27 protein-coding genes and 1 pseudogene are annotated in these 24,116 nt (G+C 63.8%); 19 read left to right on the forward strand and 9 right to left on the reverse strand.

Annotation, left to right across the window (positions count from 1 at the left end; all coding sequences use genetic code 11):
- Nucleotides 1-10: 10 nt before the first annotated feature.
- The 3 genes from EOA24_RS00330 (at nucleotide 11) to EOA24_RS00340 (ending at nucleotide 2,731) form a co-directional block, all read left to right on the forward strand.
- Nucleotides 11-2,002, forward strand: a complete 1,992-nt coding sequence (locus EOA24_RS00330; protein ID WP_126079174.1) for a protein-L-isoaspartate(D-aspartate) O-methyltransferase — start codon at nucleotides 11-13, stop codon at nucleotides 2,000-2,002.
- A 53-nt stretch (nucleotides 2,003-2,055) separates the two neighbouring features.
- The gene (locus EOA24_RS00335; protein WP_126079175.1) at nucleotides 2,056-2,259 is read left to right on the forward strand and encodes a hypothetical protein; all 204 of its coding nucleotides are present in this window, start codon (nucleotides 2,056-2,058) and stop codon (nucleotides 2,257-2,259) included.
- Nucleotides 2,260-2,422: 163 nt separating this feature from the next.
- Nucleotides 2,423-2,731, forward strand: a complete 309-nt coding sequence (locus tag EOA24_RS00340; protein ID WP_126079176.1) for a hypothetical protein — start codon at nucleotides 2,423-2,425, stop codon at nucleotides 2,729-2,731.
- A gap of 86 nt (nucleotides 2,732-2,817) precedes the next feature.
- Here the strand turns inward: EOA24_RS00340 and EOA24_RS41335 are convergent, their stop codons facing one another.
- Complete coding sequence (locus EOA24_RS41335) at nucleotides 2,818-2,985, reverse strand: hypothetical protein (RefSeq protein ID WP_189341784.1); 168 nt, start codon at nucleotides 2,983-2,985, stop codon at nucleotides 2,818-2,820.
- A gap of 341 nt (nucleotides 2,986-3,326) precedes the next feature.
- Nucleotides 3,327-3,641, reverse strand: a complete 315-nt coding sequence (locus EOA24_RS00345; protein WP_126079177.1) for a hypothetical protein — start codon at nucleotides 3,639-3,641, stop codon at nucleotides 3,327-3,329.
- Nucleotides 3,642-3,789: 148 nt separating this feature from the next.
- Between EOA24_RS00345 and EOA24_RS00350 the strand changes: the two genes are divergently transcribed.
- Nucleotides 3,790-3,993 (forward strand): DUF2934 domain-containing protein, encoded by a 204-nt coding sequence (locus tag EOA24_RS00350; protein WP_126079178.1) that lies wholly within the window; start codon nucleotides 3,790-3,792, stop codon nucleotides 3,991-3,993.
- Nucleotides 3,994-4,153: 160 nt separating this feature from the next.
- Here the strand turns inward: EOA24_RS00350 and EOA24_RS00355 are convergent, their stop codons facing one another.
- Nucleotides 4,154-4,756 (reverse strand): diguanylate cyclase, encoded by a 603-nt coding sequence (locus EOA24_RS00355; RefSeq protein ID WP_126079179.1) that lies wholly within the window; start codon nucleotides 4,754-4,756, stop codon nucleotides 4,154-4,156.
- 8 nt (nucleotides 4,757-4,764) lie between these two features.
- The gene (locus EOA24_RS00360; RefSeq protein ID WP_126079180.1) at nucleotides 4,765-4,959 is read right to left on the reverse strand and encodes a hypothetical protein; all 195 of its coding nucleotides are present in this window, start codon (nucleotides 4,957-4,959) and stop codon (nucleotides 4,765-4,767) included.
- A gap of 260 nt (nucleotides 4,960-5,219) precedes the next feature.
- On the opposite strand from EOA24_RS00360, the gene EOA24_RS00365 reads away from it, so the two are divergent.
- Nucleotides 5,220-5,795, forward strand: a complete 576-nt coding sequence (locus tag EOA24_RS00365) for a response regulator (protein ID WP_245467248.1) — start codon at nucleotides 5,220-5,222, stop codon at nucleotides 5,793-5,795.
- 37 nt (nucleotides 5,796-5,832) lie between these two features.
- Here the strand turns inward: EOA24_RS00365 and EOA24_RS00370 are convergent, their stop codons facing one another.
- Complete coding sequence (locus tag EOA24_RS00370) at nucleotides 5,833-6,264, reverse strand: hypothetical protein (protein WP_126079182.1); 432 nt, start codon at nucleotides 6,262-6,264, stop codon at nucleotides 5,833-5,835.
- Between the two features lie 336 nt (nucleotides 6,265-6,600).
- Here EOA24_RS00370 and EOA24_RS00375 point away from each other — a divergent pair, with 336 nt between their 5' ends.
- Genes EOA24_RS00375 through EOA24_RS00385 form a run of 3 tightly spaced genes read left to right on the forward strand, consistent with a single transcriptional unit; the run spans nucleotide 6,601 to nucleotide 11,598 of the window.
- The gene (locus EOA24_RS00375; RefSeq protein WP_245467249.1) at nucleotides 6,601-7,656 is read left to right on the forward strand and encodes a chemotaxis protein CheB; all 1,056 of its coding nucleotides are present in this window, start codon (nucleotides 6,601-6,603) and stop codon (nucleotides 7,654-7,656) included.
- Nucleotides 7,610-11,185, forward strand: a complete 3,576-nt coding sequence (locus tag EOA24_RS00380) for a CheR family methyltransferase (protein WP_126079184.1) — start codon at nucleotides 7,610-7,612, stop codon at nucleotides 11,183-11,185. The genes EOA24_RS00375 and EOA24_RS00380 overlap by 47 nt, the downstream gene beginning before the upstream one ends.
- A 23-nt stretch (nucleotides 11,186-11,208) precedes the next feature.
- Complete coding sequence (locus EOA24_RS00385; RefSeq protein ID WP_126079185.1) at nucleotides 11,209-11,598, forward strand: response regulator; 390 nt, start codon at nucleotides 11,209-11,211, stop codon at nucleotides 11,596-11,598.
- A 32-nt stretch (nucleotides 11,599-11,630) separates the two neighbouring features.
- Here the strand turns inward: EOA24_RS00385 and EOA24_RS00390 are convergent, their stop codons facing one another.
- Together EOA24_RS00390 and EOA24_RS00395 are read right to left on the reverse strand one after the other, a co-directional pair.
- Nucleotides 11,631-11,993, reverse strand: coding sequence for a response regulator (locus EOA24_RS00390; protein ID WP_126079186.1), 363 nt, complete (start codon nucleotides 11,991-11,993; stop codon nucleotides 11,631-11,633).
- 297 nt (nucleotides 11,994-12,290) lie between these two features.
- The gene (locus EOA24_RS00395) at nucleotides 12,291-12,731 is read right to left on the reverse strand and encodes a hypothetical protein (RefSeq protein ID WP_127409377.1); all 441 of its coding nucleotides are present in this window, start codon (nucleotides 12,729-12,731) and stop codon (nucleotides 12,291-12,293) included.
- A 128-nt stretch (nucleotides 12,732-12,859) separates the two neighbouring features.
- Here EOA24_RS00395 and EOA24_RS00400 point away from each other — a divergent pair, with 128 nt between their 5' ends.
- Nucleotides 12,860-13,177, forward strand: a complete 318-nt coding sequence (locus tag EOA24_RS00400) for a hypothetical protein (protein WP_126079188.1) — start codon at nucleotides 12,860-12,862, stop codon at nucleotides 13,175-13,177.
- Nucleotides 13,178-13,418: 241 nt separating this feature from the next.
- Here the strand turns inward: EOA24_RS00400 and EOA24_RS00405 are convergent, their stop codons facing one another.
- Nucleotides 13,419-13,688, reverse strand: coding sequence for a hypothetical protein (locus EOA24_RS00405; RefSeq protein ID WP_245467250.1), 270 nt, complete (start codon nucleotides 13,686-13,688; stop codon nucleotides 13,419-13,421).
- An 84-nt stretch (nucleotides 13,689-13,772) separates the two neighbouring features.
- Here EOA24_RS00405 and EOA24_RS00410 point away from each other — a divergent pair, with 84 nt between their 5' ends.
- The 3 genes from EOA24_RS00410 to EOA24_RS00420 all read left to right on the forward strand — a co-directional run bounded on the left by EOA24_RS00410 (nucleotide 13,773) and on the right by EOA24_RS00420 (nucleotide 16,106).
- Entirely contained in the window at nucleotides 13,773-14,558 is a 786-nt protein-coding gene (locus EOA24_RS00410; protein WP_126079189.1) for an SDR family NAD(P)-dependent oxidoreductase, read from the forward strand.
- Nucleotides 14,559-14,646: 88 nt separating this feature from the next.
- Nucleotides 14,647-15,825, forward strand: a complete 1,179-nt coding sequence (locus EOA24_RS00415; RefSeq protein WP_126062618.1) for a zinc-dependent alcohol dehydrogenase — start codon at nucleotides 14,647-14,649, stop codon at nucleotides 15,823-15,825.
- 41 nt (nucleotides 15,826-15,866) lie between these two features.
- On the forward strand, nucleotides 15,867-16,106 hold the full coding sequence (locus EOA24_RS00420) for a hypothetical protein (RefSeq protein ID WP_126079190.1): 240 nt from the start codon (nucleotides 15,867-15,869) through the stop codon (nucleotides 16,104-16,106).
- 199 nt (nucleotides 16,107-16,305) lie between these two features.
- Here the strand turns inward: EOA24_RS00420 and EOA24_RS00425 are convergent, their stop codons facing one another.
- Complete coding sequence (locus EOA24_RS00425; RefSeq protein WP_042647258.1) at nucleotides 16,306-16,578, reverse strand: hypothetical protein; 273 nt, start codon at nucleotides 16,576-16,578, stop codon at nucleotides 16,306-16,308.
- A gap of 189 nt (nucleotides 16,579-16,767) precedes the next feature.
- On the opposite strand from EOA24_RS00425, the gene EOA24_RS00430 reads away from it, so the two are divergent.
- The 7 genes and pseudogenes from EOA24_RS00430 to EOA24_RS00460 all read left to right on the forward strand — a co-directional run.
- Nucleotides 16,768-17,874, forward strand: a complete 1,107-nt coding sequence (locus EOA24_RS00430; protein WP_126079191.1) for an SDR family NAD(P)-dependent oxidoreductase — start codon at nucleotides 16,768-16,770, stop codon at nucleotides 17,872-17,874.
- Nucleotides 17,871-18,944, forward strand: coding sequence for an NAD-dependent epimerase/dehydratase family protein (locus EOA24_RS00435; RefSeq protein WP_126079192.1), 1,074 nt, complete (start codon nucleotides 17,871-17,873; stop codon nucleotides 18,942-18,944). Before EOA24_RS00430 ends, EOA24_RS00435 begins: the two co-directional genes overlap by 4 nt.
- On the forward strand, nucleotides 18,941-20,233 hold the full coding sequence (locus EOA24_RS00440) for a TIGR04295 family B12-binding domain-containing radical SAM protein (RefSeq protein ID WP_126079193.1): 1,293 nt from the start codon (nucleotides 18,941-18,943) through the stop codon (nucleotides 20,231-20,233). Before EOA24_RS00435 ends, EOA24_RS00440 begins: the two co-directional genes overlap by 4 nt.
- Nucleotides 20,218-21,318, forward strand: a complete 1,101-nt coding sequence (locus EOA24_RS00445; protein WP_126079194.1) for a glycosyltransferase family 4 protein — start codon at nucleotides 20,218-20,220, stop codon at nucleotides 21,316-21,318. The genes EOA24_RS00440 and EOA24_RS00445 overlap by 16 nt, the downstream gene beginning before the upstream one ends.
- A gap of 2 nt (nucleotides 21,319-21,320) precedes the next feature.
- Nucleotides 21,321-22,451, forward strand: coding sequence for a glycosyltransferase (locus EOA24_RS00450; RefSeq protein WP_126079195.1), 1,131 nt, complete (start codon nucleotides 21,321-21,323; stop codon nucleotides 22,449-22,451).
- Nucleotides 22,448-23,542, forward strand: coding sequence for a glycosyltransferase (locus tag EOA24_RS00455; RefSeq protein WP_126079196.1), 1,095 nt, complete (start codon nucleotides 22,448-22,450; stop codon nucleotides 23,540-23,542). The genes EOA24_RS00450 and EOA24_RS00455 overlap by 4 nt, the downstream gene beginning before the upstream one ends.
- Nucleotides 23,539-24,116, forward strand: a pseudogene (locus EOA24_RS00460) (glycosyltransferase); the annotation flags it as partial. The gene EOA24_RS00455 and the pseudogene EOA24_RS00460, both read left to right, overlap by 4 nt.

Consider the following 24,116-nt stretch of genomic DNA (forward strand, 5'->3'; position numbering starts at 1 on the left):
GGCGATTGCGATGCTTGATCTTTCCCGTGAGCGTCGACGGATGGTCGATGTGCATCTTGGCCGGCGCGGCATCCATGATCGGGAAATCCTGGCGGCGATGCGGGAGGTTCCGCGCGAAGTCTTCGTGGGCCCAGGGTATGAGGAATTCGCCTATGAGGACGGACCGCTGCCGATCGCGGAAGGGCAGACGATATCGCAGCCTTACATCGTTGCCTTCATGCTGGAGATGGCGGAAATCGGCCCAGGCGACCAGGTGCTCGAGGTCGGCACGGGATCAGGCTACGCCGCCGCCGTCATGAGCCGCGTCGTCGACCATGTCTACACGATCGAACGCCACGCGCCACTGGCCGAGGACGCACGGCGACGCTTTCAAAGACTAGGCTACGGCAACATCGAAGTGCGGATCGGCGACGGCACCAAAGGCTGGCCCGAAGCAGCACCCTTCGACGCCATCGTGGTGGCGGCGAGCGGACCGGGCGCACCGCTGGCCTTGCAGCAGCAGCTCGACGTCGGCGGCAGGCTGGTCATTCCGGTGGGCGACGATCCCGACGAGCAGCGGCTGCTCAAGGTGACCCGCACGGGCGCATCGACCTATAGCGAGGAGGATTTCGGCGGCGTGCGCTTCGCCCCGTTGATCGGCGAACAGGGCTGGCGGGAGGAAAGCCGCCCGGCGACTGTCCCCACGACGCCACTGGCGCGCAAACGCAGCCTGCCGGAAATGATCGCCGCGGTCGCCGAGCCGCTTTCCGACTTCGACGACCCTGCGTTTGCCGAACCGTTCGACCGTTTCGCGGACCGGCGGATCGTCCTGCTCGGCGAATCCAGCCATGGCACGTCCGAATTCTACCGGGCGCGCGCGGCGATCACCAAAAGGCTGATCGAGAGGCACGGCTTCGCAATCGTCGCGGTCGAGGCCGACTGGCCCGATGCAGCGGCCATCGACCGCTATGTCCGCGGTCGAGGCGCCTCGCCCGGCGCCAATCGGCCGTTCCAGCGCTTTCCAAGCTGGATGTGGCGCAACACCGATGTCGCGGCATTCGTGGAATGGCTGCGCAAGCACAATGACAAGGTCAAGGCGCTGCAGCCGCAAGCAGGTCTCTACGGCCTCGACATCTACAACATGCGCGGTTCGATCGCCGCCGTCCTGGAGTATCTCGACCGCGTCGACCCGGAAGCGGCAAGGGTTGCGCGGGAACGCTATGGCTGCCTTACGCCGTGGCAGACCGAGCCGTCGACCTACGGCCGCGCCGCGCTGACCAAGGGCTACCGCGAATGCGAGGAAGCGGTCCTCGAGCAGTGCCGCGACATGCTGGCGAGGCAACTCGATCATGCCGGCCGGGGCGGCGAGGAACTGTTCGACGCCGCGCAGAATGCCCGGCTCGTCGCTTCGGCGGAGCAGTATTACCGCGTCATGTATTATGGCGGACCGCACTCCTGGAATCTGCGCGACACGCATATGTTCGAGACGCTGGGCCATGTGCTGGATGCGCATGGCCCGAACGCGAAGGCCGTCGTGTGGGCGCACAATTCCCACATCGGCGATGCCCGCTACACCGAAATGGGAATCTCGCGCGAGGAAGTGAATATCGGCCAGCTCTGCCGGCAGCGCTTCGGCGATGCCGCGGCTCTCATCGGTTTCGGCACGCACACCGGCACTGTCGCGGCGGCGAACGACTGGGACGGCGAGATGGAAATCAAGTCGGTGCGGCCATCGCGCGAGGACAGCTACGAGCGGCTCTGCCACGAAGCCGGCATCGACCGGTTCCTGCTTGACCTGACACGCGCCCCGAAGCTGCGCGACCGGCTGACCGAACGCCGCCTGGAACGGTTCATCGGCGTGATCTACCGGCCGGAAACCGAACTGCACAGCCACTATGCCGACGCTTCTCTGGCGCGGCAATTCGATGCCTTTGTCTGGTTCGACGAGACCAGCGCGGTTACGCCGCTCGGACCCGAACACGCCGCTGAAGGCATGCCAGAAACCTATCCGTTCGGCGTCTGACGCCGGAACATTCCGCGCCGCTTCCGGTTCGAAAGACATAACGAGGAACGACCATGAGCGGAAACCAGCACCCGAAATCGAAAAAACCGAGCGATGCCGATCTGGGCAATGATCCCGGCATTGGAACCTCCAAGGGCACCATCAAGGAAGGCGACGAGCTGGAGCACGGCGAGAACACTGTCGAAGGTGATGTCGAGAATGACACCACCGACGCGGGTGGCATCAACCCGCGCCAGAAGGTTCGCACGAACAAATAAATCCAGAAACAACACCGATCAACATAGTATAATCGTTAAATTTGTCCGGCGTACATCAACATTGATCAACAAAATCTGCACCCGATCAGCGACCTTTGGAACATCCGGGCGCATTTCTTGTTGATTCTAATCGCAATCAGGCGATCAACAGGAGATTATTACCATGATCAAACTTCTTTCCGCATCGGTACTTGCAATTGTCCTGGCGACTTCCGCGATGGCCCAAACCAGCGGCTCGGGCACCGGGGACGGCACCAACGGCACCGGCCCAACCACAGGCACCACTGGCACCGGCGCCGCAACAGGCACGGGCAGTAGCAACGGCACGATCGATCCAAACGCCACCAACAGCACGAACAGCACCAAGTCCAACGGCGCAAACGACCGCTGCAAGGACGCGGCCGGCAACGACACGGACAACAATACCGCTACCGGCAACACCACATCCAATATCCAGAACTGCAACAAGTAAGCCTGGAGCCCATTCACGCCGAAGGGCCCGCCTTTCTCAGAAGCGGGCCCATCTTCTTGGGCGATCGCGTGCTAGAGCACTTCCCACTACATGCCGCGGTCGGGGACATAGAGGCAGAAGGAGTGCTGCGACTTCATATCGCCACCCGGCTTGCATTCGTGAAAGTTTTCGTCGCGCGATCGCTTTATGCGGTGGTCGCTGTAGGGAATCAGCTCGCCGGTCGAGAGCTGATAGCCGTATTTCGTCTCTTTCACATCCGAAGGCGGTGCCTGGTAGCAATCCACCCCAGCGCAGCAGGAAGGGTCATACTGCCAGCCCTCCGGCGCCTGGTGGCCCGATGCCGGGACGCAAAGGAGGCTCGCTAGGACGCTTGCCGTCAGAGGAAGCCATGCCCGCCGGCGGAGTGGACGTAGCCCAACCGCCGCTGCCCGTGCCTGCAGATGTTCGCTTGACGCTGTTGTGTTCATAGCCGATCCGCCGTGGTTGCGGCGGCTCCGGACGGTTCCAGAGCCTCACGATCCGCCGCCGGATCGTCGGCGGCGGCTTTCCCCGAACTTAGAAGTCATAGCTATGTTCCACGACGTCTGCGGCGCCATCATTCCTTTATATAGGCGCCGGGCTGACGGCCGCTCCGGGGCGCTTTCGCGTCCTTGGAATGCTCCGCGACCGCAGGGCCGGCGCCTGAGCTTTTTTCGGTCGCCGGGCTCGGCGTCGGTTGCCGCGGCGGATTGCGGCCTTCCGATTGGTGGGTCTTGTCCTCGACCTCGCCCTGTTTGCGGCTAAGGCCTGGATCGACGTGAGGTCTTTCGTTGCTGGCGGCGTCCTGGGAAAATTCGTCGCTCGGATCCGGATCGGTATTCGCCGGATATTTCCTGGCGCCCGTCTCGCGATGGTTCTGGATGTTGTTCATGACTGATCTCCGGTTGATGGAAGAAAACACCGGCGCGAGGACGGAGTTCCCGCCTCCCGGGCAGCCGAAACAAAGTCCTCGGTGGAACAAACCTCCCCCCACCGGATTAGGCGCCGGCAGGGGAGCTCAGCCGCGAGAGGAGTCCGGCATGAACAGGGAAGAACGGATCAGGCAGCGCGCCCACGAGATATGGGAACGCGAAGGCCGCCCCGAGGGGCGCCAGCAGGAACATTGGGATCAAGCCGTTCAGGAGATCGAGTCAGAAGGTTCGGAGGCCGAGCGCGGTCCGGTGGCGCCCGATCCTGCTGTTGGGGTCGGCTCGGACCTGGCCGCCAACAGGCCAGGCGGCTGAGGTCGCGGATGCGCCGTATCATATTCGCAGTTGGCCTTGTGGTGATCGTTCTGGTCGCCCTCTGGCTGTGGGCTGGCCAGAATGGCGGGCGTCCGGCTGGCGGTGCCCAGCAGCCCTCGCCTCATGCTATCGACCAGAATGGCTGAGACGATGAGGCGCTTCATCGCGCGGCGGTGTCGCCGGCCTTGTGCCGCTTTGCCTTGGCTGGAACGAGCCGGCCCGAGTTGGCGCGCAGTCCTCTGAAGAACTCCTCCACATAGGGCAGCAGTTCGAACAGCACGATAATGACCATCACGGCGGCAATATATGTCACCGGCAGTTGCTGATGTTTCCAGGTCAGATCGAAGCGAGCTTCTTCCGTTCCGGCGCCAAATAGCGCCAGGAATTGCCCCCAATGCAGCGCCACCACGATGACCAGGCCCATCAGCGGGATCATCTCCAGGAAGCTGTGCACATGCTGCTCGATAGGGCTCACCGTGCGCGCCGTGGTCGCGTAGCGCACGTCCCACATCGCTGTCGCTTCATGGACAAAGAAGGTGACGATCATCACGGAGACCACCAGGGCGTTCACCTCGAGGAACATTGCCGCAAGCAGCGGGATCCCGACCTCGGCGAACATCAGGAGATGGATGAGCGATTCCTTCGCGCCGGTGGTGGATTCTATGTGGGTCGCGCGGTGGCAGAGCCAATCGGCAAACCCCGCGATCAGCCAGACCGGCAAGACGAAATACATCAGGATGAGGACCATCGGATCGTCAAGCACGGCTGCCCCTATCTATCGCCATTGTCTGCGTCCCGCTTCAGCTTTGCCGCCTCGCGATCGAGCACGCGCGGATCGTTTCCGTATTTCAGGATCAGCGCCAGCGCCAACCCGCTTGGAATTCCCGCTCTTTCCGCGAGGTCGCGGACCCGTTCGGCATTCTCACGCTCGTTATCATCCTTGGAGGCTTCGCCGTGCGATGTCATGGTCCTGGTTCCGGCCAAGTCCCGCCTCGTGCCGAACCGCGGGCCGGCGCAATGGTTCCATGCCTGCCGGATCGGATCGAAGCGCATGCAGCGAACGGCCGGAACGGTTCACCCGTCGCTGCGTTCTAACATCTGGCTTCCCTGCGGCCTCCTGTCATGCGCGCCGATGTCGGCGCGGCATGGTCCAGGGCTGCGGTCTCACCACGTCGGAATGCCATTGACGGAGTTCGGGTGTGCGAAACCTCAGGGGACTTCACCTCTTGATTGCGGAGGACGAGTGGCTGCTCGCCAGCGATCTCGCGACCTTCTTCGCTGACATGGGCGCGATCATCCTGGGACCGGTGGCGACGCTGGAACAGGCCGGACGACATGCCAAAGCAGCCGAGGCCGCGATCCTGGACATCGACCTGCACGGCCGCAAGATTTTTCCGGTGGCGGACGAACTGATGCTGCGCAACGTGCCCTTCGTGTTCTTCAGCGGATATGACGACATCGCCATCCCCGAACATTTGCGTTTCGCCAGCAGCCTGAGCAAGTCCTCGAACCGCATCAGCCTGGTCGATGCGTTGTTCCCGCCGGAGCCCTCCGCAGAGCCAGCGACCGTCGCGCAGCCGGTGTCTGCGGCGGAGGACGTCGTCGCGCTGCTGCCCAAGCTCCGGCTTACCGCACGTTTGCTGCTGGACGATGCCGGGGCCTCTGACCGCCTTGTCGAGCACACTCTGGAACAGGCGCTTGAGGATATCGACAAAAGGCCCGAGGCCTCATCGATCGCCGACTGGCTGAACAGCATTATGCGCAGGATAGCCTGGTCGCGCGGAGCCTCTCTTTTGCACTGATCGGGCCGCCGGCGACCTGCGCTCGCCGGCAACTCTCTTATTGCACGAAGCGGCTTCTGAGCCATCCGAGGATCCGATTGCCCTTTACAATCCGACGCACCCGCGCGGCGGCCCAGCTGGCCTGCATCGTCGCGCCGGTATGGCAGCTGCAGACGACATCATGCAATTGCCAATCGGAGAGTTCGAAGAAGCGCTTCGCCTCGCCATAGGTGTCCGATTGCAACCCGGCCGCGCGCAGCAGCGGATCATCGAAGGCAACCGCGAGCGGCGAGCCATCCGCCCGCACCCGTTCACGGACGCCGGGATCGACATATTCGGTGCCCGTCAGCGCCGAGAGGCAACGCTGAGGATTGCGATCGAGCAATTCCGCCCACCGCTCGATCCGCTGCCTTCTCGTCGCAAGGGGAATCAAGCCGAGCCGATCGACGATTGCCACCGATTGAAGTTCGTATGAGGTCTGATGCTTCATTGCTGTCTCCTGTGGTTGTGGCGGCGACATCTGCACGGCGGCGCGGCAGGTTCTGCCGGGGCCTGAAGCCCACGCCAGCGAGGGCAGGCGCGGGCCGACCAGGTGTTGCCCACCCGTCTTCAACAGACGCCTTGGTATGGCGTCCGAAGCGAACCCGAACTGCCAGCGATCTCCTATGTTCCAGCCACCTTTTGGGACAGCGGGCAGGCGCTTGAACCGGCAGCGATGGAACATCGCGTGGATTGCATTGTTAAACACCTGACCGGTCGCTGAACCGCGATGGCGCCATCACCGCAACGGAGCGGTTCTTACAGCCCAATGGAGGCTCGTCGCGGAATGGCCCGTTCCACAAGCCCAACGAACAACCACAACATCATCGTTATCGGCGCGTCGGCCGGCGGGATCGAGCCTCTGAAGCGGATCGTCGCCGATCTGCCCGCCGATCTGGCGGCGGCCGTGTTCGTCGTGGTGCATATCGGCCAGGTCAGCTACCTGCCCGATATCCTCGACCGCGCGGGGAGGCTCGAAGCGCAGCCGGCCAGGAACGGCGCGGCGTTCAGGATGGGCTGCATCTATGTGGCGCCGCCGGGTTTCCATCTTCTCCTTCACGATGGCCATATGATGCTGCGGCGCGGCCCGCGCGAAAACCTCGCCCGGCCGGCCATCGATCCTTTGTTCCGTTCGGCGGCGCTGAGCTACGGCGCCAGCGTCATCGGCGTGCTGCTGTCGGGTGCGATGTCCGACGGCACCGCCGGGTTGAGGGCCGTCAAGGCCGTCGGCGGGCTGGCGGTCGTCCAGCATCCTAAAGATACGCTGGTACCTTCCATGGTGGAAAGCGCGCTGCATTATGTCGAGGTCGACCACTGCCTGCCTGCTGCCGAGCTCGGCGCTTTGCTTGCAAAGCTGACTGCCGAGCCGCCGGGCGAGACCTTTGCGGCACCGCCGATGGTAAGATTGGAAGCGGCCATCGCCGCGCAGGAGCATTCGACCATGAAAGACGAAGATCGACTTGGGCAATTGTCGGTGTTTACATGCCCGGAATGCCACGGGCCGTTGTGGGAGATCGAAGACGGTGACATGCTCCGCTATCGGTGTCATACCGGGCATGCCTTCACCGCCGACGCAGTGATAGAGGCTCAGGCTATCGAAGCGGACGAGATCCTGTGGAGCCTGCTTCGCTCGCATCAGCAGCGGGCGGAGTTTGCCCGGCGCATGGCCGAGCGGGAAAAGACACGGCGTCGCTCCGAACTGGCCAATCAGTTCGGCCAGCGGGCGCGGGAATACGAAGCGGATGCCGCCGTCATCGAGCGCATCCTTGAGAGCAGGCGAGCACGGTTAGGCGGCAATGGCGCGGGCGGCGAGGAAGACAGGCACGACAAGAGCGAAGGCTAACGACGCGCCCGAGGCCGCAACGGAGGGGGCACCTTTCCCGATTATCGGCATCGGCGCGTCGGCCGGCGGCATCGCGGCCCTGCAACGGTTCTTTCCCGAAGTGCCGGCCGAAAGCGGCTTTGCCTATGTGGTCATTCAACATCTCGATGCCGAGCACGAAAGCGTTCTCGCCAGCATCATCCAGCGGTCGACCTCGATCGAGACGCTGACGGCGGCCGAAGACATGGAGATCGAGCCCGACAAGATCTACGTCACGCCGCCCGGTGTATCGGTGACGGTGCGTGGCCAGCATTTCCATATGGCCAAAATGGCCACGACGCGCGCCAGACGGACGCCGATCGACGATTTCTTCACCTCGCTGGCGCAGGAGCAGTCGGAGAACGCGGCGGGAGTGATCCTGTCCGGCACTGGCAGTGACGGCACCATCGGGCTGAGAGCCGTCAAGGAACGCGGCGGCCTGACCTTGGCGCAGGAAAGCGCCGAGTATGACGGCATGATGCGCAGCGCCGTCCAGAGCGGCCTGGTCGACATGGTGCTTCCGGCCGAGGAAATGGCGGGCAAGCTCACCAGCTATTTCCGCCACGCCAACCACACCGATGGCGAGCGCGACCGCCGCAAGCGCGATGTCGCCGAGCAGCTTTCGCGCATCGCGGCGCTGCTTCGCGTGCGCACCGGCCATGATTTCAGCGGCTACAAGGACAACACGATCCTGCGCCGCATCCAGCGCCGGATGCAGGTGCTGCAGATCGACGACCCGATCGCCTTTTACGAGCGGCTGCGCGACGAGCCGCAGCAGGTCGATCTGCTCTTCCAGGACCTGCTGATCGGCGTCACCAGCTTCTTTCGCGACGAGCACGCCTTCGATGTGCTGGAAAGACTGGTCATTCCCCGGCTCTTCGAGAACCGAAAGCCCGACGAGACGATCCGTGTATGGGTGCCCGGCTGTGCGACGGGCGAAGAGGCCTATTCGATCGCTATGCTCTTAAAGGAGAGCGCTCCGCGGGGCGCCGCCTCGCCCAATCTGCAGATTTTCGCCACCGATATCGACGAGCGTGCGCTGGAGGTGGCCCGCGCCGGGCGCTATCCTGCAACGATCGCCACGGACATAACGCCGAAGCGGCTCAAGGAGTTCTTCTCGCGCGAGGACGGCACTTACCGCGTTTCGGCCGATCTGCGCGAGGTCTGTCTGTTTTCCTCGCACAACCTGTTGCGCGACCCGCCCTTCTCCAAGCTCGACCTGATCACCTGCCGGAACCTCCTGATCTATATGGGCCCGGAACTGCAGGAAAAAATCATTCCGATCTTCCACTACGCTCTGCGCAACAACGGCTATCTCTTTCTCGGATCCTCGGAGAACGTCACGCGGCACGCCCGCCTGTTCTCCACCGTGGACAAGGCGAGCCGCATCTTCCAGAAGCGTGGCGGGATGACCCCGCAGCGGTTGCCCGAATTCCCGCTCGCCGCCGCCGCCAGGCACACCGTGCCGAATACACGGCAGCGGGCGACGAACGGAACCTTGCAGGAAGTGGCGGAGCGTCTTCTCGTCGAGCGATTTGCGCCGGCCTATGTGGTGGTCAACGCTGGTGGCGAATTGATGCATAGTTCGGGCGGTACCGGCAAATATCTCGAGCTCGCCGCGGGCGCCCCCGACCACAACGTCTTTTCCATGGCAAGGCGGGGCCTTCGCATGGACCTGCGCGCGGCGCTCCACAAGGCGGCCAGCACAGGACAGGTGGCGATCCAGAACAAGATCACCGTCGGCACCAATGGCGGCCGGCAGACGATCAGCCTGGCCGTGCAACCGTTGCCCTCCGACGGCTCGGCGGACCCGCTCTACATGCTGGTCTTCCGCGACATCGGCGGCATCAAGGCGGAGTCGGAGGACGAGCCCGTCCACACGACCGACGATGTCGAAAGCGCCAATGTCAGCCAGCTCGAAAGGGAGCTGAGGGAAACCAAGGAGCGGCTGCAGATTACCACGGAGGAGCTCGAATCCTCCAATGAGGAGCTGAAATCCTCCAACGAGGAATTGTCGTCGATCAACGAGGAGCTGCAGTCGTCCAACGAGGAACTGGAAACCTCGAAGGAGGAGCTGCAGTCGATCAATGAGGAACTGCAGACGGTCAATGCCGAGCTCAACATTCGCGTCGACGAGCTCAGCCGCGCCAACAACGACATGGCCAACCTGCTCGAAAGCACGCAGATCGCCACCGTGTTTCTCGACCGCGACCTCTGCATCAAGAGCTTCACTCCGACCGCCCGCGACCTTTTCCGCCTGGTCGAGAGCGATGTCGGTCGGCCGCTGGCGCATGTGCGGCCGCGCTTCCCCGCTGACGGGCTGCAGGCCGACATGGAGCAGGTGCTGCTGAGGCTTGGCACGATCGAGCGGCAGGTCGAAGGTACCGACAGCGGCCGGCGCTACATCATGCGCGTCCTGCCCTATCGCACCGTCGACAACGTGATTGCCGGCGTCGTCGTCACCTTTGTCGATGTCACGCAGATCGCGCGGGCGGAGGAAAAGATCGGCGTGCTCTCGCACGACCTGCGCAACCGCGTCGAAAGCCTCGAGACCCTGCTCGACCTGGTGCCGGTCGGCATCTTCATCGCCGAAGACGGCGACGGCGCGGAGATCCGCGCCAACCGCCGCGCGGTGGAATTCATGGGGCAGCGCTCCACCGGCGACAAGCTCATTTCAGTTCCCGCCGTCCTGCCGCTGACGCTCAACGGCGTTAAGGTGGATGCTGAAGAGCAGCCTCTGCGAAAGGCGATTCGCACCGGAAAACCTATCCCCGGCTACGAAGCGCAAATCCTGCACGAGAATGGTTCGGGCATCGACGTGATGATGTCGGCCAACCCGCTTTTCGACGAAAACGGCAAGGTGCGCGGCGCCATCGCGACCCTTGTCGACATATCGAGCCACAAGGAGGCAGAGCGCAGCCAGGAGAGATTGCTGCACGAACTGCAACATCGCGTGAAGAACATCCTGGCCACAGTCACCGCGCTGGCTTCACGCATGGTTGGCACATCGAGTTCAATCGGTGATTTCTTTTCCTCGTTCCAGCAGCGGCTGCAGGCAATGGGCCGAACGCACGAAGTGCTGTCTTCCTACAACTGGCGCGATGCCGATCTCGAGCAGCTGCTGCGGGCAGTTCTAACGCCCTACAGCAGCAAGCTTCGCCAGAACATCGTCATTGACGGAAAATCACTGCAGCTCGGCGCAAGCGTGGCCGCGACACTTGGCATGGTGTTCTTCGAGCTTGCTAGCAATGCGGCGAAATATGGGGCGCTCTCGACCGAGGACGGCCGCGTCGAAGTGGCCTGGAGAACCGACAAATCGGGTGTGCTGTCAATCCGATGGAAGGAAATCGGCGGGCCTGCCGTAGACGAGCCGACGCGACTGAATTTCGGAACAAGCTTTATAAAGCAAAGTTTAGAGTATGAGCTTGGGGGGAAGGTCGACCTGCGGTTCGAGCCCTCCGGGCTTGAGTGCGACATCCAGATACCGTTGGCACCCGCCACGGACCGCTGACATCCTCGCGCTGGGTACCGGGAATGAACACGAATACACTCTTGTCCGACCTTAAAGTCCTGGTGGTTGAGGACGTGTTCATGCTTGCGCAGGACTTGGCCGACCAGTTGAGCGGTGCCGGATGCACCGTGGTCGGACCGGTGCCCACGGTTCAACAAGCGCTGGATCAAGCGGACAGTATCGCCCTGGATGGTGCCGTGCTGGACGTGAATCTTCGCGGCGAGCGAAGCTTTCCTTTGGCCGAGCATCTGGCGCGTGGCGGCGTGCCTTTCATTTTTCTCACCGGATATGACAGCGTCACCGTCTTCCCCGATCAATTCAGGGACGCGCAGAAGCTAGCCAAGCCCGTCGACTACAAGATGCTGATCGAGGCGGTGTCGCGGTTCCGCAAAGGTGATGCCGCGTCGGGCTGAAGTCCAGCTTGGGCTCGTTGAATTGGCCTGATCTATTGCTCGGTGCGATCCCCTACCAATTGGCTCGCCAGTTCGACCAGATGCCGGATCGGCGCCGGCTTGGGCACATAAGGCGCGCCGTGGAAGATCGGCGACTGGAACTCCGGATCGTAGCCCGAATGGACGACGAAAGGCACGCCCGCTTCCTTGAGGCGGGCGGCGGTGACACCGCGCTGGCCATCGAGCAGTTGGATATCGATAATGGCAAGGTCCGGCCTGTGATCGTCCAGCCAAGTCGCGGCTGCCCGCTCGGACGCCACGCAGGCCGCCTCGAAACCTCGCTCCTTCAGGCCATTCGCCACGTCCGACGCAATCAGATATTCGTCTTCAATGATCAGTGCCAAGGGCGTTGCCATGGCGACCTCCTATGACAGGCGCATTTCTGCCGGACGCACGACTGATCGTACTCCGCCGGCCAGGGAAACGCACCACGCTTTGCTTCGGAGCGGTTTCGAGCTCCCCAACAGGATTTGGACCGGCCTGGTTCAACCCCGTCTCCTGCTGAAGTTCAATCACGTCGGGGTGGGACAAGGCCGCGCGGGCATCAAGCAGGCGAAGGAACTCAGGTCTCAGCCCGTCGCCTCGTGAACTCGCAAGCGCATGCAGTGACATGAGGGAACGCATCATATTACCTTTCACAGATGCCGCCTCCCTCACATGGCGGCGGTTGCCCTTTCCTGCCTAACCGCCCAGCCGTCCTGAAAGGGTTCGGCCGCATCGTCGAGCAGATCGATCGCCGACCGCAACGCTTCGTCATGAACGGCTTCCAGGTTGGGCAAGTCCACGCCTTCGAGCCGCCTCACATTGCCACCCTCGCGATATTCGAATGTGTAGGGACCCTCACCTGTATCGCTTTGCCGCTGGATGCCGGGCCGGCCGCCATCTGCGTTCCCCTGCGAGCGGTCTTGTGCAGGCAGGCCGCCGAAAGCCGCGCACTGAACCATCAACTCTTTGGCGCGATCAACAAGGGCGCCGTGGTCAAGCAACGGATTGGACACGACCATCGTGACAGCGATGTTTTCGCCGCCCTCGCCGACAAATTCGACCGTCACAGTTCCGGGACTGGCATGTATCGCTGTGTCGAGAACTTGCATTCCTGCCTCTTTCTCTTGGTGTTGAGAATACAAAGCTGCCCTGCTCCGGAAAGTTCCCTCCGAGTTTCAAGAAGGCGCGGTTGGAACAGCGGGGCCGGATGAAGGTTTGGGAACAAAGGAGGCGCCGAATGTCACCCAACCCACGCACACCGGCCGAGGCCCGCGGCGAAATCCAGGCCGGCAGGACGCAGGACAAGACACCCGGATTCGACCCGGCGGCGGCACCGCAGGAAGCAGACGCCGAAGCCGGTGCTGTCTCGACGTCCGCCGCGCCGGCCGAGCCGCGCAAACCGAACTTCACCAACCAGTCGAGCTTTGCCAACGCGATGCGACCGCCGGAGAACGCGCCACACCTCGAGCCGAGCAGGAACGGGCCGGTCCTGGTCATCGTGGCGCTGGTTGTCCTGGCCGCGGTCGCCTTTCTGCTCGCCGCGGCCCTGCACTAGCCATGGAAGGAACATCATTCGCCGTCCCAGGTTTGATAACGCAGGAGGTTATTGCGATGCCCAGCTTGAGAAGTCTGTTTCGCCATCTTTGGCGCTGGAAAGCACAGCCTGCGACCGCCCCCTCTCCAGTGGATGCCATTGTGCGGCTGCTGCGCGACGCCGAGAAGCAGCGCGGATCCCGCCGTTCGGAATGACCGCATCCTGACGGTTATGTCTCCGGTGGATCGAGCGATCGCCGGAGTCACTCCTCGTCAAAGATATGCTCGTGGATGATACCGAGGATCTGCAGCTTCACTGTTTCCCGCGCCTCGGGTTTCACGAAGGCCATCAGCAGATCGACCGTCTCCTCCACCCGCCGCGGCAGGTCGGCGCTCGGATCGCTCAGATAGCTGCCATGGGCATAGAGGTTTTCGGTCAGCTTCTTGTTCAGGTCGGAAAAGAGTCCCATGGCGATTGCTCCTTGCCGATCCAACAGCCAGAGCGCCCACGCGGTTCCCTCGGCCGAAGGCATTGCAGTTTCATCGTGCGGAATCCTCCGATCCCAAGGAACATTCGGTCCAACCGGATGTTCGGCCGAACCACTCAGGAGGATCGAATGGGAAACGGGAAACTGGCGGTGGTCACCGGTGCCTCGAGCGGCATCGGCAGGGAGCTCGCGAAACTCTGCGCCAAGGACGGCTACGATCTGGTCATCGTCGCCGATGAGCCGGCCATCGAGCAGGCCGCGGAGGCGCTCCGATCGCACGGCGTCTCGGTCGATGCGGTGGAGGCCGACCTTGCACGCGAGAATGGCGCCGACAAATTGATCGCCGAGATCGGCGACCGCGACATCGATCTCCTGTTCCTCAACGCGGGGCGCGGCCTGGGCCGGGGCTTTATCGACCAGGATTGGAACGAGGCACGCCGCGTCATCGACACCAACATCACCGGCACGGTCTATTTGGCCCATCGGCTCGGCCGCAAGATGGTCGGACGCGGTCGCGGCCGGATCCTGTTCACAGGCTCGATCGCCGGCTTCACGCCAGGCACGTTCCAGGCGGTCTACAACGGCACCAAGGCCTTCATCGATTCCTTCGCCATCGCGCTGCGTCACGAGCTGAAGGACAGCGGCGTGAGCGTCACCGTGCTGATGCCGGGCGCCACGCAGACGCGCTTCTTCGAGCGCGCCGACATGATGGATACCGAGATCGGGGTGCAAGAGAAGGACAATCCCGCCGATGTGGCCAGGGACGGCTACGACGCCTTGATGGCCGGCGAGGAGCAAGTGGTCAGCGGCTGGAAGAACAAGATGCAGGCCGCCGCCGCCCATGTCACACCGGCCGGCATGCTGGCCGAACAGCACCGCAACATGGCCGAACCGGGTTCGGCGAAGAATGGCTGAAAACGCGGGCTCTGATCCGGGAACATTCCCGCCCAGCGCCAGTTCGGTTCGTAGCCCGCTAAGCATCGACAACCCAAAGGAACAACCGATGAAAGCCCTGACCTGGCATGGCAAAGGCGACATTCGTTGCGACCAGGTCGCCGACCCGGCGATCGAGAACGATCGCGACATCATCATCAAGGTCACGTGCTGCGCCATATGCGGCTCGGACCTGCATCTGATGGACGGCTACATGCCGACGATGAAATCGGGCGACGTGCTGGGCCACGAGACCATGGGGGAAGTGGTGGAAGTCGGCCGCGCTCACACGAAGTTCAAGAAGGGCGATCGCGTCGTCGTTCCCTTCAACATCTCCTGCGGCGAGTGCTGGTTCTGCCAGAACGGCCTGTTCTCGCTCTGCGACCGCTCGAACCCCAACGCCGAGCAGGCCGCCAAGGTGATGGGCCAGTCGCCAGCGGGCCTGTTCGGCTATTCGCATCTGGTCGGCGGCTATTGGGGAGGACAGGCCGAGTATCTGCGCGTGCCCTTTGCCGATGTCGGCCCGATCAAGGTGCCTGACGGCATGGATGACGAGCAGGTGCTGTTCCTGTCCGATATCTTTCCCACCGGCTACATGGCGGCCGAGAACGCCGGGATCCAGGAAGGCGACACTGTCGCCATCTGGGGCTGCGGGCCGGTCGGGCAGTTCGCCATCCAGAGCGCCTGGATGCTCGGCGCGGGCCGTGTCATTGCCATCGACAAAGTGCCGGAACGGCTCGCCATGGCGCGTGATTACGGCAAGGCCGAGACGCTCGATTTCAGCAATTCCGATATTTACGATGCCCTGATGGCCATGACCGACGGTCGCGGCCCTGACAGTTGCATAGACTGCGTCGGCACCGAGGCCGATGCCACCGCAACGTCCGATTCCATGCTCGATAAGGCCAAGGCCACCGTCTATCTCGGCACCGACCGGCCGCATGTGCTGCGCGAGGCGATCTATTGCTGCCGCAAGGGCGGCACGATCTCGGTGCCCGGCGTCTATATCGGCCTGGTGGATCACATTCCGTTCGGCGCGGCGATGAACAAGGGGCTGACTTTCCGCATGGGCCAGACCCATACTCACCGCTATCTCGAGCCGCTGCTGCAGAAGGTGCTAAGCGGCGAGATCGACCCGTCCTTCGTCATCACCCACCGCGCGGGCCTGGAGGAAGGACCGGATCTCTACAAGACATTCCGCGACAAGCAGGACGGCTGCATCAAGGTGGTGATGCGCCCGCACGGCTGATCGCGCGGATAGCGAACGGCTGAACGAGGAAAGGTTCGAAAATGGCTGAACCGAAAGACACGTCCAAGCCTGCGGTGAAATCGCCCGATCCCGGGGGGCTTCCGCATCCGCATCGCGATGCGCAGGACCGCGATGCGGGCGCGAGACCGACTGCCCCAAAGACCTCAGGCGCACGGGAGCCCTCGACCTCGCCGCTCGACAATCCTGTTGCAAACCGCAACGCCGGTCGACGGCGCCAGACCGGGCAGACACCCAGGCCGACGGACAAGCCGCTCGATTGAGCGGCACGAACAAATGCGGCAGCCTGACCGCCTGCCGCGGCGCCGTTGCAGGGCCTCCTCTCCCTCCAACGGCGCCACGACGCCAGCTTCTCGACCCACTAGAGCGTTTCGCCGTTTCACGGAAACGGCGAGCCGCTCTATCTCTTTGTTTTGACGCAATTCCGAACGGAAAACCGCTGACACTTTTCCTGGAATTGCTCTAGTCCTTCTGGCTGCGCTCGACGAATTTGTTGAAGCGGCTCGTTCCTCCGCCGCCGGCTTCATCCTGATGCAGGAAGGCTAGGTCGTTCTCGTCGAAAATGCGGAAGAATTCGTCCCACTCGATCGGTTCCAGCGTGTCTTCGGGCTCGCCGAAATCGATGCGCAGAATGCCGCCCTTGCCTTTCGTGCGAACGACGGCCGGCTGACCATCGCGTTCTTCCACCCATTTCCGGATCTCGTCGTGATTGGTGGTCGTCTTGGCCTCGGACATGGATTTCCCTTTCTCGCAGCGGGGATTGGTGAGCGGCCCTAACAGCAGCCAAAGGGCAATGTTCCACCGGGTTGCACAGCCCTTGTCCGAGCTGCGTGACCTCCCGCGGCGGGAACTTTGTTGATGCAGGGAACAAACCTTTTACCGCGCAGTTCGGGGCGCCGAAGCAAAATCCGCAAGGGAGTCATCGTGAAACGAGTATTGGTTACGGGAGGTTGCGGCTTCATCGGCCGCCACGTCGCCCAGGAACTCGCCGACCATGGTTATCGCGTGCGCCTGCTCGATGCACTTGTCGACCAGGTACACGGCGCCGAAGCCATCAACCTTCCGACCGGAGCCGAGCTGATCAAGGGCGACGTGCGCGATCGCGATGCGGTCGCCGAGGCGGTTTCGGATATCGACGCGGTCATCCACCTGGCGGCCGAGGTCGGCGTCGGCCAGTCCATGTACGAGATCGCCCGCTATGTCGGCACCAACGACCTCGGCACGGCGGTGCTGCTCGAGGCACTCATCAAGCATCCGGTCGAACGGATCGTCGTGGCATCCTCCATGAGCATCTATGGCGAAGGCCTCTACCGGACTGCGGACGGCGAGCGGATGGATAATGCCCGACGCAAGCACGCTGACATCAAGGACGGCCTGTGGGATCTCAGATCGGCATCGGGCGAGGCCCTGTCGCCGATTCCCACGGACGAGGAGAAGCGGCCGGATCTCGCCTCGATCTACGCGCTGACCAAATACGCGCAGGAGCGCGCGGTGCTGATCTTCGGCCAGGCCTATGACATCGATGCGGTGGCGCTGCGCCTCTTCAACGTCTTCGGCGCCGGACAGGCGCTTTCCAATCCCTATACCGGCGTTCTCGCCAACTTCGCCTCGCGTCTCGCCAGCGGCAAGCGGCCGACGATCTTCGAGGACGGCGAGCAGAAGCGTGACTTCGTGCATGTGCGCGACGTCGCCACCGCTTTCCGGCTTGCTCTGGAACAGCGCCAGGCCGCCGGCCATGCCATCAATATCGGCAGCGGCCACGCCTATTCGATCAGCGAAGTGGCTCGCCTGCTTGCCAGGGCGATGGGTATTCCCAAGCGCCCGCCTGAAATCCTGGGCAAGGCGCGCTCCGGCGATATCCGCAACTGCTTCGCCGACATTGCCAAGGCGCGCGAGCTGCTCGGCTTCGAGCCGAAGCATCGACTGGAAAATTCGCTCGGCGAATTCGCCGCCTGGGTTCGCAACAGCGTCGTCATCGACCGGGGCGCCGACATGCGGCGCGAGCTGGAAGAGCGAGGATTGGTCTCATGACCCAGACGCACCGCCCCGCCCGACAGGCGCCCGTGGCCGTTATCGGGGGCAGCGGCTTCATCGGCTCCAACCTGGCCGACAGCCTGCTTTCCGATGGAGAGACAGTGCTGGTCGTCGACAATCTCAGCCGTCCAGGCGTCGAGCAGAATCTCGATTGGCTGGCGCAAAAGCATGGCGAGCGGCTGATCGTCGAAATCGTCGACATTCGCGATCTGAGCGCGTTGGCCACCGCACTGGCGCCGGCCAAAGCGATTTTCCATCTGGCCGCTCAAACAGCCGTGACGACCAGCCTGAGCGATCCTGCTGAAGACTTCGACATAAACCTCAAGGGGACGTTCAACGTGCTGGAAGCGGCCCGCGGCACCGGAGCTCCCGTGGTCTTCGCCAGCACCAACAAAGTCTATGGCAGCCTGCCCCAGATCGCGGTTCGGCAAGCCGACGATCACTATGAACCGCTCGACGAGGAGGTGCGTACGAGCGGCGTCGCTGAGAAGGTCGGCCTTGATTTCTGCACGCCCTATGGCTGCTCGAAGGGCGCGGCGGATCAGTATGTGCTCGACTATTCCAAGTCCTATGGCTTGCCGACGGCGGTGCTGCGTATGAGCTGCATCTACGGGCCGCGCCAGTTCGGCACCGAGGACCAGGGCTGGGTCGCGCATTTTCTTCTCAGCGCGCTGTCGGGCCGGCCGATCACCGTTTACGGCGACGGCCGGCAGGTGCGCGACATCCTGCATGTGTCCGATGCCGTGGCCGCCTATCGCGGCGTGCTCGCCAGGATCGAGGACCTGAAAGGCCAGGCGTTCAATCTGGGCGGCGGCCCGCGCAACGCGGTCAGCCTGCGCCTGCTGCTGGCGGAGATCGCCGACATGACCGGCAGCGACATCGCGATCCGCCACGACCACGAGCGCACCGGCGATCAGCCCTACTTCGTCGCCGATACGCGCAAGCTGCAAGCCACGATCGGCTGGCAAGCGCATGTCCTATGGCGCGAAGGCGTCTGCGATCTCGCCAACTGGCTGCTGCGGCATCGGCTCCAATCGCGCCCCGAAGCCACGAGGTACGTCGCATGAAGGTAGCCCTGGTCAATCCGTTCTGGACGTATGAGCACAGCATCTATTTCGGCTGCCGCCAGCCGCATCTGCCGCTGGAGCTCGGCTATTCCAAAGCGATGTTGGAGGCCGATGGACACGACGTCCTGATGCTGGACGGACAATTGCAGGCCCTCGACAACGCGGCGCTGGCCGAGCAGGTGGCGTCATTCGCGCCGGACATGACGGTGGTGACCACCGCCCCGACCTATCTGTTCTGGCGCTGCGCGCCGCCGGAACTGCGTGTTCCCGGAGAATTCCTCAACCATCTCGCCGGGCGCGGCGGCCGCACGGTGGCGGTCGGACCGCACGGCTCGGCGACGCCGGCGCCCACCTTGCGCAAGCTCGGCGTCGATGTCGTCGTGCGCGGCGAATGCGAGGAGGTCGTGGCTGAACTCGCGCGGCAAAGCGACTGGAGCAAGGTCGCGCATACGGCCAGCCTCCAGGGCGACGGTCTCGCCTGCAATGGCGGCGTTCATGTCAGCCCGTTCGTCGATCACCTGGCGCTCACCTGGCCGTCCGACTGGATCGCGGCGCATGGCCACCACCACCACAGGTTCGATACCGTCCAGAAGGGCGCCGGCGCCGAGGTGGAGGCCTCGCGCGGCTGTCCCTACAATTGCAGCTTCTGCGCCAAGATCGATTTTCGCGATGCCTATCGGCGCAGAAAGCACGATGCCATCGTCGCCGAGATCGACGGGCTGATCGCGCAAGGCGTCGGCTACATCTATTTCATCGACGAAATCTTCCTGCCGCAGAAGGCGCTGCTGGAAGCGCTGGTCGATCGCGACGTTCAATTCGGCGTCCAGACGCGCATCGATCTGTGGAAGCCGGAACTGCTCGAGCTGCTCGGCGCGGCAGGCTGCGTCTCGATCGAAGCAGGCCTTGAAAGCCTGACCGTCGAGGGCCGCGCGATGCTGGCCAAGCGCTGCCGCCTCGACACTGAGGACCTCGCAGCGCTTCTTATCGACGCCCGCCGCAACGTGCCTTTCGTCCAGGCCAATCTGATCGGCGTGGTTGAGGACGACCCGGCGCTGGTGGATTATTGGCGCAAGCACCTCATCGATCATGGCGTCTGGGCGAACGAGCCCGTGCCGCTCTACCCCTATCCGAGCTCGCCCAGCTATCGCGAACTCTGGGGCGAACCCGACGACCTCGCCTGGGAGCGCGCGCATGAGCACTACCTCGCCTCCTTCCGCTCGTTCAGCGACATCCAGGACCAGCGCCCGCATGCGCTGGCCGAGTTGGAGTCCTCATGCTGCAATCACTGATCCATCGTCCGCGGCGCATCCTGATGACGACCGACGCCGTCGGCGGGGTGTGGCGCTACTCGCTCGACCTGGCTCGCGAGCTGGCGGCCGGCGGCGACAGCATCGTGCTTGCCGGGCTGGGGCCGGAGCCTTCCCCGGAGCAGGCGCGTGAGGCGCAGTCTTTCGCCACGCTGGTTTGGCTGAAAAGCCCGCCGGACTGGATGACGCGCGATGAAAAAGATCTCGACCGCTTGCCGGGCGAATTGCGAAGCCTTGCCAAGACCTATGCGATCGATCTCGTCCATCTCAATGCGCCGGCGCAAGCCGCCGGACTTGATCTGACATGTCCCATCGTCGCGGTCTCGCATTCATGCGTGGCCACCTGGCTGCACGCGGTGCGTGGGCAGGCGCCGGCGGACGCCTGGTCCTGGCAGCGAGATCGCAACAGGGCCGGATTCGATCGCGCCGATGTCGTTATCGCTCCGAGCCGAAGCCATGCCGAGATGCTCCAAGCCTGCTACGGCGCGATCGCAGGCTTGGGCGTCGTCCATAATGGCGCCCTGCCCGGCCCGAGGCCGGGACGGCGCGAGCGTTTTGTCTTCGCTGCCGCGCGCTGGTGGGACGAGGGCAAGAACGCGGCATCGCTCGACGCCGCCGCCGCGCTCTGCGCCTGGCCCGTTCAGGCCGCCGGTCCGCTCGCCGGCCCCGACGGACAGCGCGCCCGTTTCGACCACTGCGTCTCTCTCGGTTCAATCGACCACCGCGAGGTTCGGCGCCGCATGAGGCGGGCCGGCATCTTCGTGTCAACTTCCATCTACGAGCCCTTCGGGCTGGCCGCCCTGGAGGCAGCGCTCTCGGCCACGCCGCTGGTGCTCGCCGATATCGCGACCTACCGCGAGATCTGGGACGGCGCGGCCATGTTCTTCAACTCGCGTGATCCACACGCGCTGGCCGGCTGCATCGAGAGCCTGTCCCGTGACGAAAGCTTGCGGCGCAAGCTCGGCAGGCGCGCCGCGCGGCAGGCACGCAAATTCTCGCTGGGCAAGCAAGTGAGGATGATGCGCGACATCTACAATCGGGCGGCGCTGACCGCAGCGGGGCGTTGACCATGCGTTTTCTGTTCTACACCCATTCGGCGGTTTCCGACTGGAACCACGGCAACGCGCACTTCCAGCGCGGCATCATGCGCGAGCTTGTGGCGCGCGGCCATGAGGTGATCGCGCTGGAGCCCGCCGACGGCTGGAGCCGATCGAACCTGCTCGCCCAGCAAGGCCCCTTCGCCGTCGAGCGCTTCCGCAAGGATTTTCCGGAATTGATGGCGGTGACCTACGACGCGGGTTTCCAGCATGAGTCCTGGCTCGCCGGCGCAGATATCGTCATCGTTCATGAATGGACTGACCCTGAGCTCGTCGCTCGCATCGGCCGCATTCGGGGCCGGGGTGGCGATTTCACGCTGCTGTTCCATGACACCCATCATCGCGCCGTATCGGCGACGCAGGCGATCGCGGTGCTTCAGCTCGAGCATTATGACGGGGTTCTGGTCTTCGGCGAAGTGCTGCGGGAGAGCTATCTTCGTGCCGGCTGGGGCAGACGGGTCTTCACCTGGCATGAGGCGGCGGACGAACGGCTGTTCAAGCCGCTGCCCGAGATCGACCGTGAGTCTGATCTCGTCTGGATCGGCAATTGGGGCGACGACGAACGCAGCGCCGAGATCGCCGAGTTCCTGATCGAGCCCGCGCACGCCCTCGCGCCGTCGGGAACCGTGCACGGCGTGCGCTATCCGCCGGATGCGCTGACGGCCCTCGCGGATACCGGCTTGCGCTATGAAGGCTGGATCGCCAATGCCGACGTGCCGAAGGCCTTCGCCCGGCATCGCGTCACCATGCACATCCCACGCCGGCCCTACCGGGAGAGCCTGCCGGGCATTCCCACCATTCGCATGTTCGAGGCGCTGGCCTGCGGCATTCCGCTTGTGTCTGCGCCATGGTCGGATGTCGAAGGCCTGTTCCGCTCCGGAACGGATTTCCTCTTCGCCCGAAACGGCGCCGAGATGCGAGACCACCTCCGCGACGTGCTGAACGATCGCCAGCTAGCGGACGCGCTGGCCGCATCGGGCCTGGAGACCATCCAGGCGCGGCACACATGCCGGCATCGCGGCGACGAGCTGTTCGACATCCTCGCCGCATGCGGCAATCGCGCGGCGGCTGAAATCAAGCCTGCAAGGGAGGCGGCCGCATGAAGATTGCCTTTTACGGATCGAGCCTTCTGTCGTCCTACTGGAACGGCGCCGCCACCTATTACCGCGGCCTGCTCAAGGCACTGTCGCAGAGCGGCTATGACATCGTCTTCTATGAGCCCGACGTCTACGACCGGCAGAAGCATCGCGACATCGAAGCTCCGGACTGGTGCAGCGTCGTGGTCTACGAGCCGACTCCGCATGCGCTGATGCAGGTCGCCTCGCGCGCCGCGCAGGCAGACGTTGTCGTCAAGGCAAGCGGCGTCGGCTTCGAAGACGATGCGCTGCTGCGGGCAGTCCTCGACAATGCCCGCCCGGACGCGCTGACCGTTTTCTGGGATGTCGACGCGCCGGCGACCCTGAGCGAGTTGCGCAACGACGCCGAACACCCGTTGCATGAGGCACTGAAGAGGATCGGCATCGTGCTGACTTACGGCGGCGGCGACCCGGTCGTCTGGGATTATCGTGCGCTCGGCGCCGCGGAATGCGTGCCGATCTACAACGCGCTCGATCCTGAGACGCATCATCCGGTCGCCGCAAATCCGCGCTTTGCCTGCGACCTGGCCTTCCTCGGCAATCGGCTGCCCGACCGTGAGGCGCGCGTCGACGCCTTCTTCCTCGACCCGGCCCGCAGGCTCGGCAGCCAGCGCTTCCTGCTGGGCGGTTCCGGCTGGGACGACAAGTCCCTGCCCCCGAATGTCTCATGGCTGGGGCATGTCGGCACCAACGATCACAACGCCTTCAACGTCACGCCGAAGGCCGTGCTCAACATCAGCCGCGACAGCATGGCGGCCAACGGGTTTTCGCCCGCGACCCGTGTCTTCGAGGCGGCGGGGGCCGGCGCGTGCCTTCTGACCGACGCCTGGCTCGGCATCGAATTTTTCCTGACCCCCGGCGAAGAGATCCTGGTCGCCCGCGACGGGGCCGATGTCGCCGAGATCATGCGCACGCTGACGCCACAGCGGGCGGAGGCGATCGGCGCGGCAGCGCTGCGGCGCGTTCGGGCCGAGCATACCTACACGCTGAGGGCTCGGCTGGTGGACGACATCTTCAAGGCGCATTTCGAGCGCCGCGCAATGGAGGCTGCGGAATGACGAAACCGCTCGACATCGTTTTCCTTGGGCTCTCCCTGTCTTCGTCCTGGGGCAACGGCCATGCGACGACTTTCCGCGGATTGCTGCGCGCGCTCAACGATCTCGGCCATCGCGTCACCTTCCTCGAACGCGACGTCTCCTGGTACGCGCATCATCGGGACCTGCGCGATCCCGATTTCTGCGACTTGCGCTACTACGAGACAGTCTCGGAGCTGCGCCGAAACCACCGGCGGGAGCTGCAGCGCGCCGATGCAGTGGTGATAGGCTCCTTCGTGCCGGAAGGCAGGGTGATCATCGACGATCTTGCTTCGCTCTGCACGGGGCAGTTCTGCTTTTATGACATCGACACACCGGTGACGCTGGCGCGGGTTGCCGATGACGATTGCGACTATCTTGCCCGCAGGCAGATTCCCTATTTCGACGTCTACTTCTCCTTCACCGGCGGACCGACGCTGGAGCGGCTGGAGTCCGAGTTCGGCGCGCGCCGGGCGGAGGCGCTCTACTGCTCCGTCGATCCGACGCGACATCGTCGCACCAGACACGCCATCGAATGGGACCTTGGCTATCTTGGCAC

The organism is Mesorhizobium sp. M2A.F.Ca.ET.039.01.1.1, assembly GCF_003998035.1.
Classification (GTDB): Bacteria; Pseudomonadota; Alphaproteobacteria; order Rhizobiales; family Rhizobiaceae; genus Mesorhizobium.

Bases quoted from the DNA above. Each gene is read 5' to 3' on its own strand.
- EOA24_RS00445 (WP_126079194.1), top strand. From the start codon at position 20,218: ATGCTGCAATCACTGATCCATCGTCCGCGGCGCATCCTGATGACGACC.
- EOA24_RS00345 (WP_126079177.1), bottom strand. From the start codon at position 3,641: ATGAACAACATCCAGAACCATCGCGAGACGGGCGCCAGGAAATATCCG.
- EOA24_RS00425 (WP_042647258.1), bottom strand. From the start codon at position 16,578: ATGTCCGAGGCCAAGACGACCACCAATCACGACGAGATCCGGAAATGG.
- EOA24_RS00455 (WP_126079196.1), top strand. From the start codon at position 22,448: ATGAAGATTGCCTTTTACGGATCGAGCCTTCTGTCGTCCTACTGGAAC.
- EOA24_RS00450 (WP_126079195.1), top strand. From the start codon at position 21,321: ATGCGTTTTCTGTTCTACACCCATTCGGCGGTTTCCGACTGGAACCAC.
- EOA24_RS00375 (WP_245467249.1), top strand. From the start codon at position 6,601: ATGGCCCGTTCCACAAGCCCAACGAACAACCACAACATCATCGTTATC.
- EOA24_RS00380 (WP_126079184.1), top strand. From the start codon at position 7,610: ATGGCGCGGGCGGCGAGGAAGACAGGCACGACAAGAGCGAAGGCTAAC.
- EOA24_RS00385 (WP_126079185.1), top strand. From the start codon at position 11,209: ATGAACACGAATACACTCTTGTCCGACCTTAAAGTCCTGGTGGTTGAG.
- EOA24_RS00400 (WP_126079188.1), top strand. From the start codon at position 12,860: ATGTCACCCAACCCACGCACACCGGCCGAGGCCCGCGGCGAAATCCAG.
- EOA24_RS00415 (WP_126062618.1), top strand. From the start codon at position 14,647: ATGAAAGCCCTGACCTGGCATGGCAAAGGCGACATTCGTTGCGACCAG.
- EOA24_RS00390 (WP_126079186.1), bottom strand. From the start codon at position 11,993: ATGGCAACGCCCTTGGCACTGATCATTGAAGACGAATATCTGATTGCG.
- EOA24_RS00330 (WP_126079174.1), top strand. From the start codon at position 11: ATGCTTGATCTTTCCCGTGAGCGTCGACGGATGGTCGATGTGCATCTT.
- EOA24_RS00405 (WP_245467250.1), bottom strand. From the start codon at position 13,688: ATGCCTTCGGCCGAGGGAACCGCGTGGGCGCTCTGGCTGTTGGATCGG.
- EOA24_RS00335 (WP_126079175.1), top strand. From the start codon at position 2,056: ATGAGCGGAAACCAGCACCCGAAATCGAAAAAACCGAGCGATGCCGAT.
- EOA24_RS00350 (WP_126079178.1), top strand. From the start codon at position 3,790: ATGAACAGGGAAGAACGGATCAGGCAGCGCGCCCACGAGATATGGGAA.
- EOA24_RS00410 (WP_126079189.1), top strand. From the start codon at position 13,773: ATGGGAAACGGGAAACTGGCGGTGGTCACCGGTGCCTCGAGCGGCATC.
- EOA24_RS00440 (WP_126079193.1), top strand. From the start codon at position 18,941: ATGAAGGTAGCCCTGGTCAATCCGTTCTGGACGTATGAGCACAGCATC.
- EOA24_RS00395 (WP_127409377.1), bottom strand. From the start codon at position 12,731: ATGCAAGTTCTCGACACAGCGATACATGCCAGTCCCGGAACTGTGACG.
- EOA24_RS00420 (WP_126079190.1), top strand. From the start codon at position 15,867: ATGGCTGAACCGAAAGACACGTCCAAGCCTGCGGTGAAATCGCCCGAT.
- EOA24_RS00360 (WP_126079180.1), bottom strand. From the start codon at position 4,959: ATGACATCGCACGGCGAAGCCTCCAAGGATGATAACGAGCGTGAGAAT.
- EOA24_RS00340 (WP_126079176.1), top strand. From the start codon at position 2,423: ATGATCAAACTTCTTTCCGCATCGGTACTTGCAATTGTCCTGGCGACT.
- EOA24_RS00435 (WP_126079192.1), top strand. From the start codon at position 17,871: ATGACCCAGACGCACCGCCCCGCCCGACAGGCGCCCGTGGCCGTTATC.
- EOA24_RS00370 (WP_126079182.1), bottom strand. From the start codon at position 6,264: ATGAAGCATCAGACCTCATACGAACTTCAATCGGTGGCAATCGTCGAT.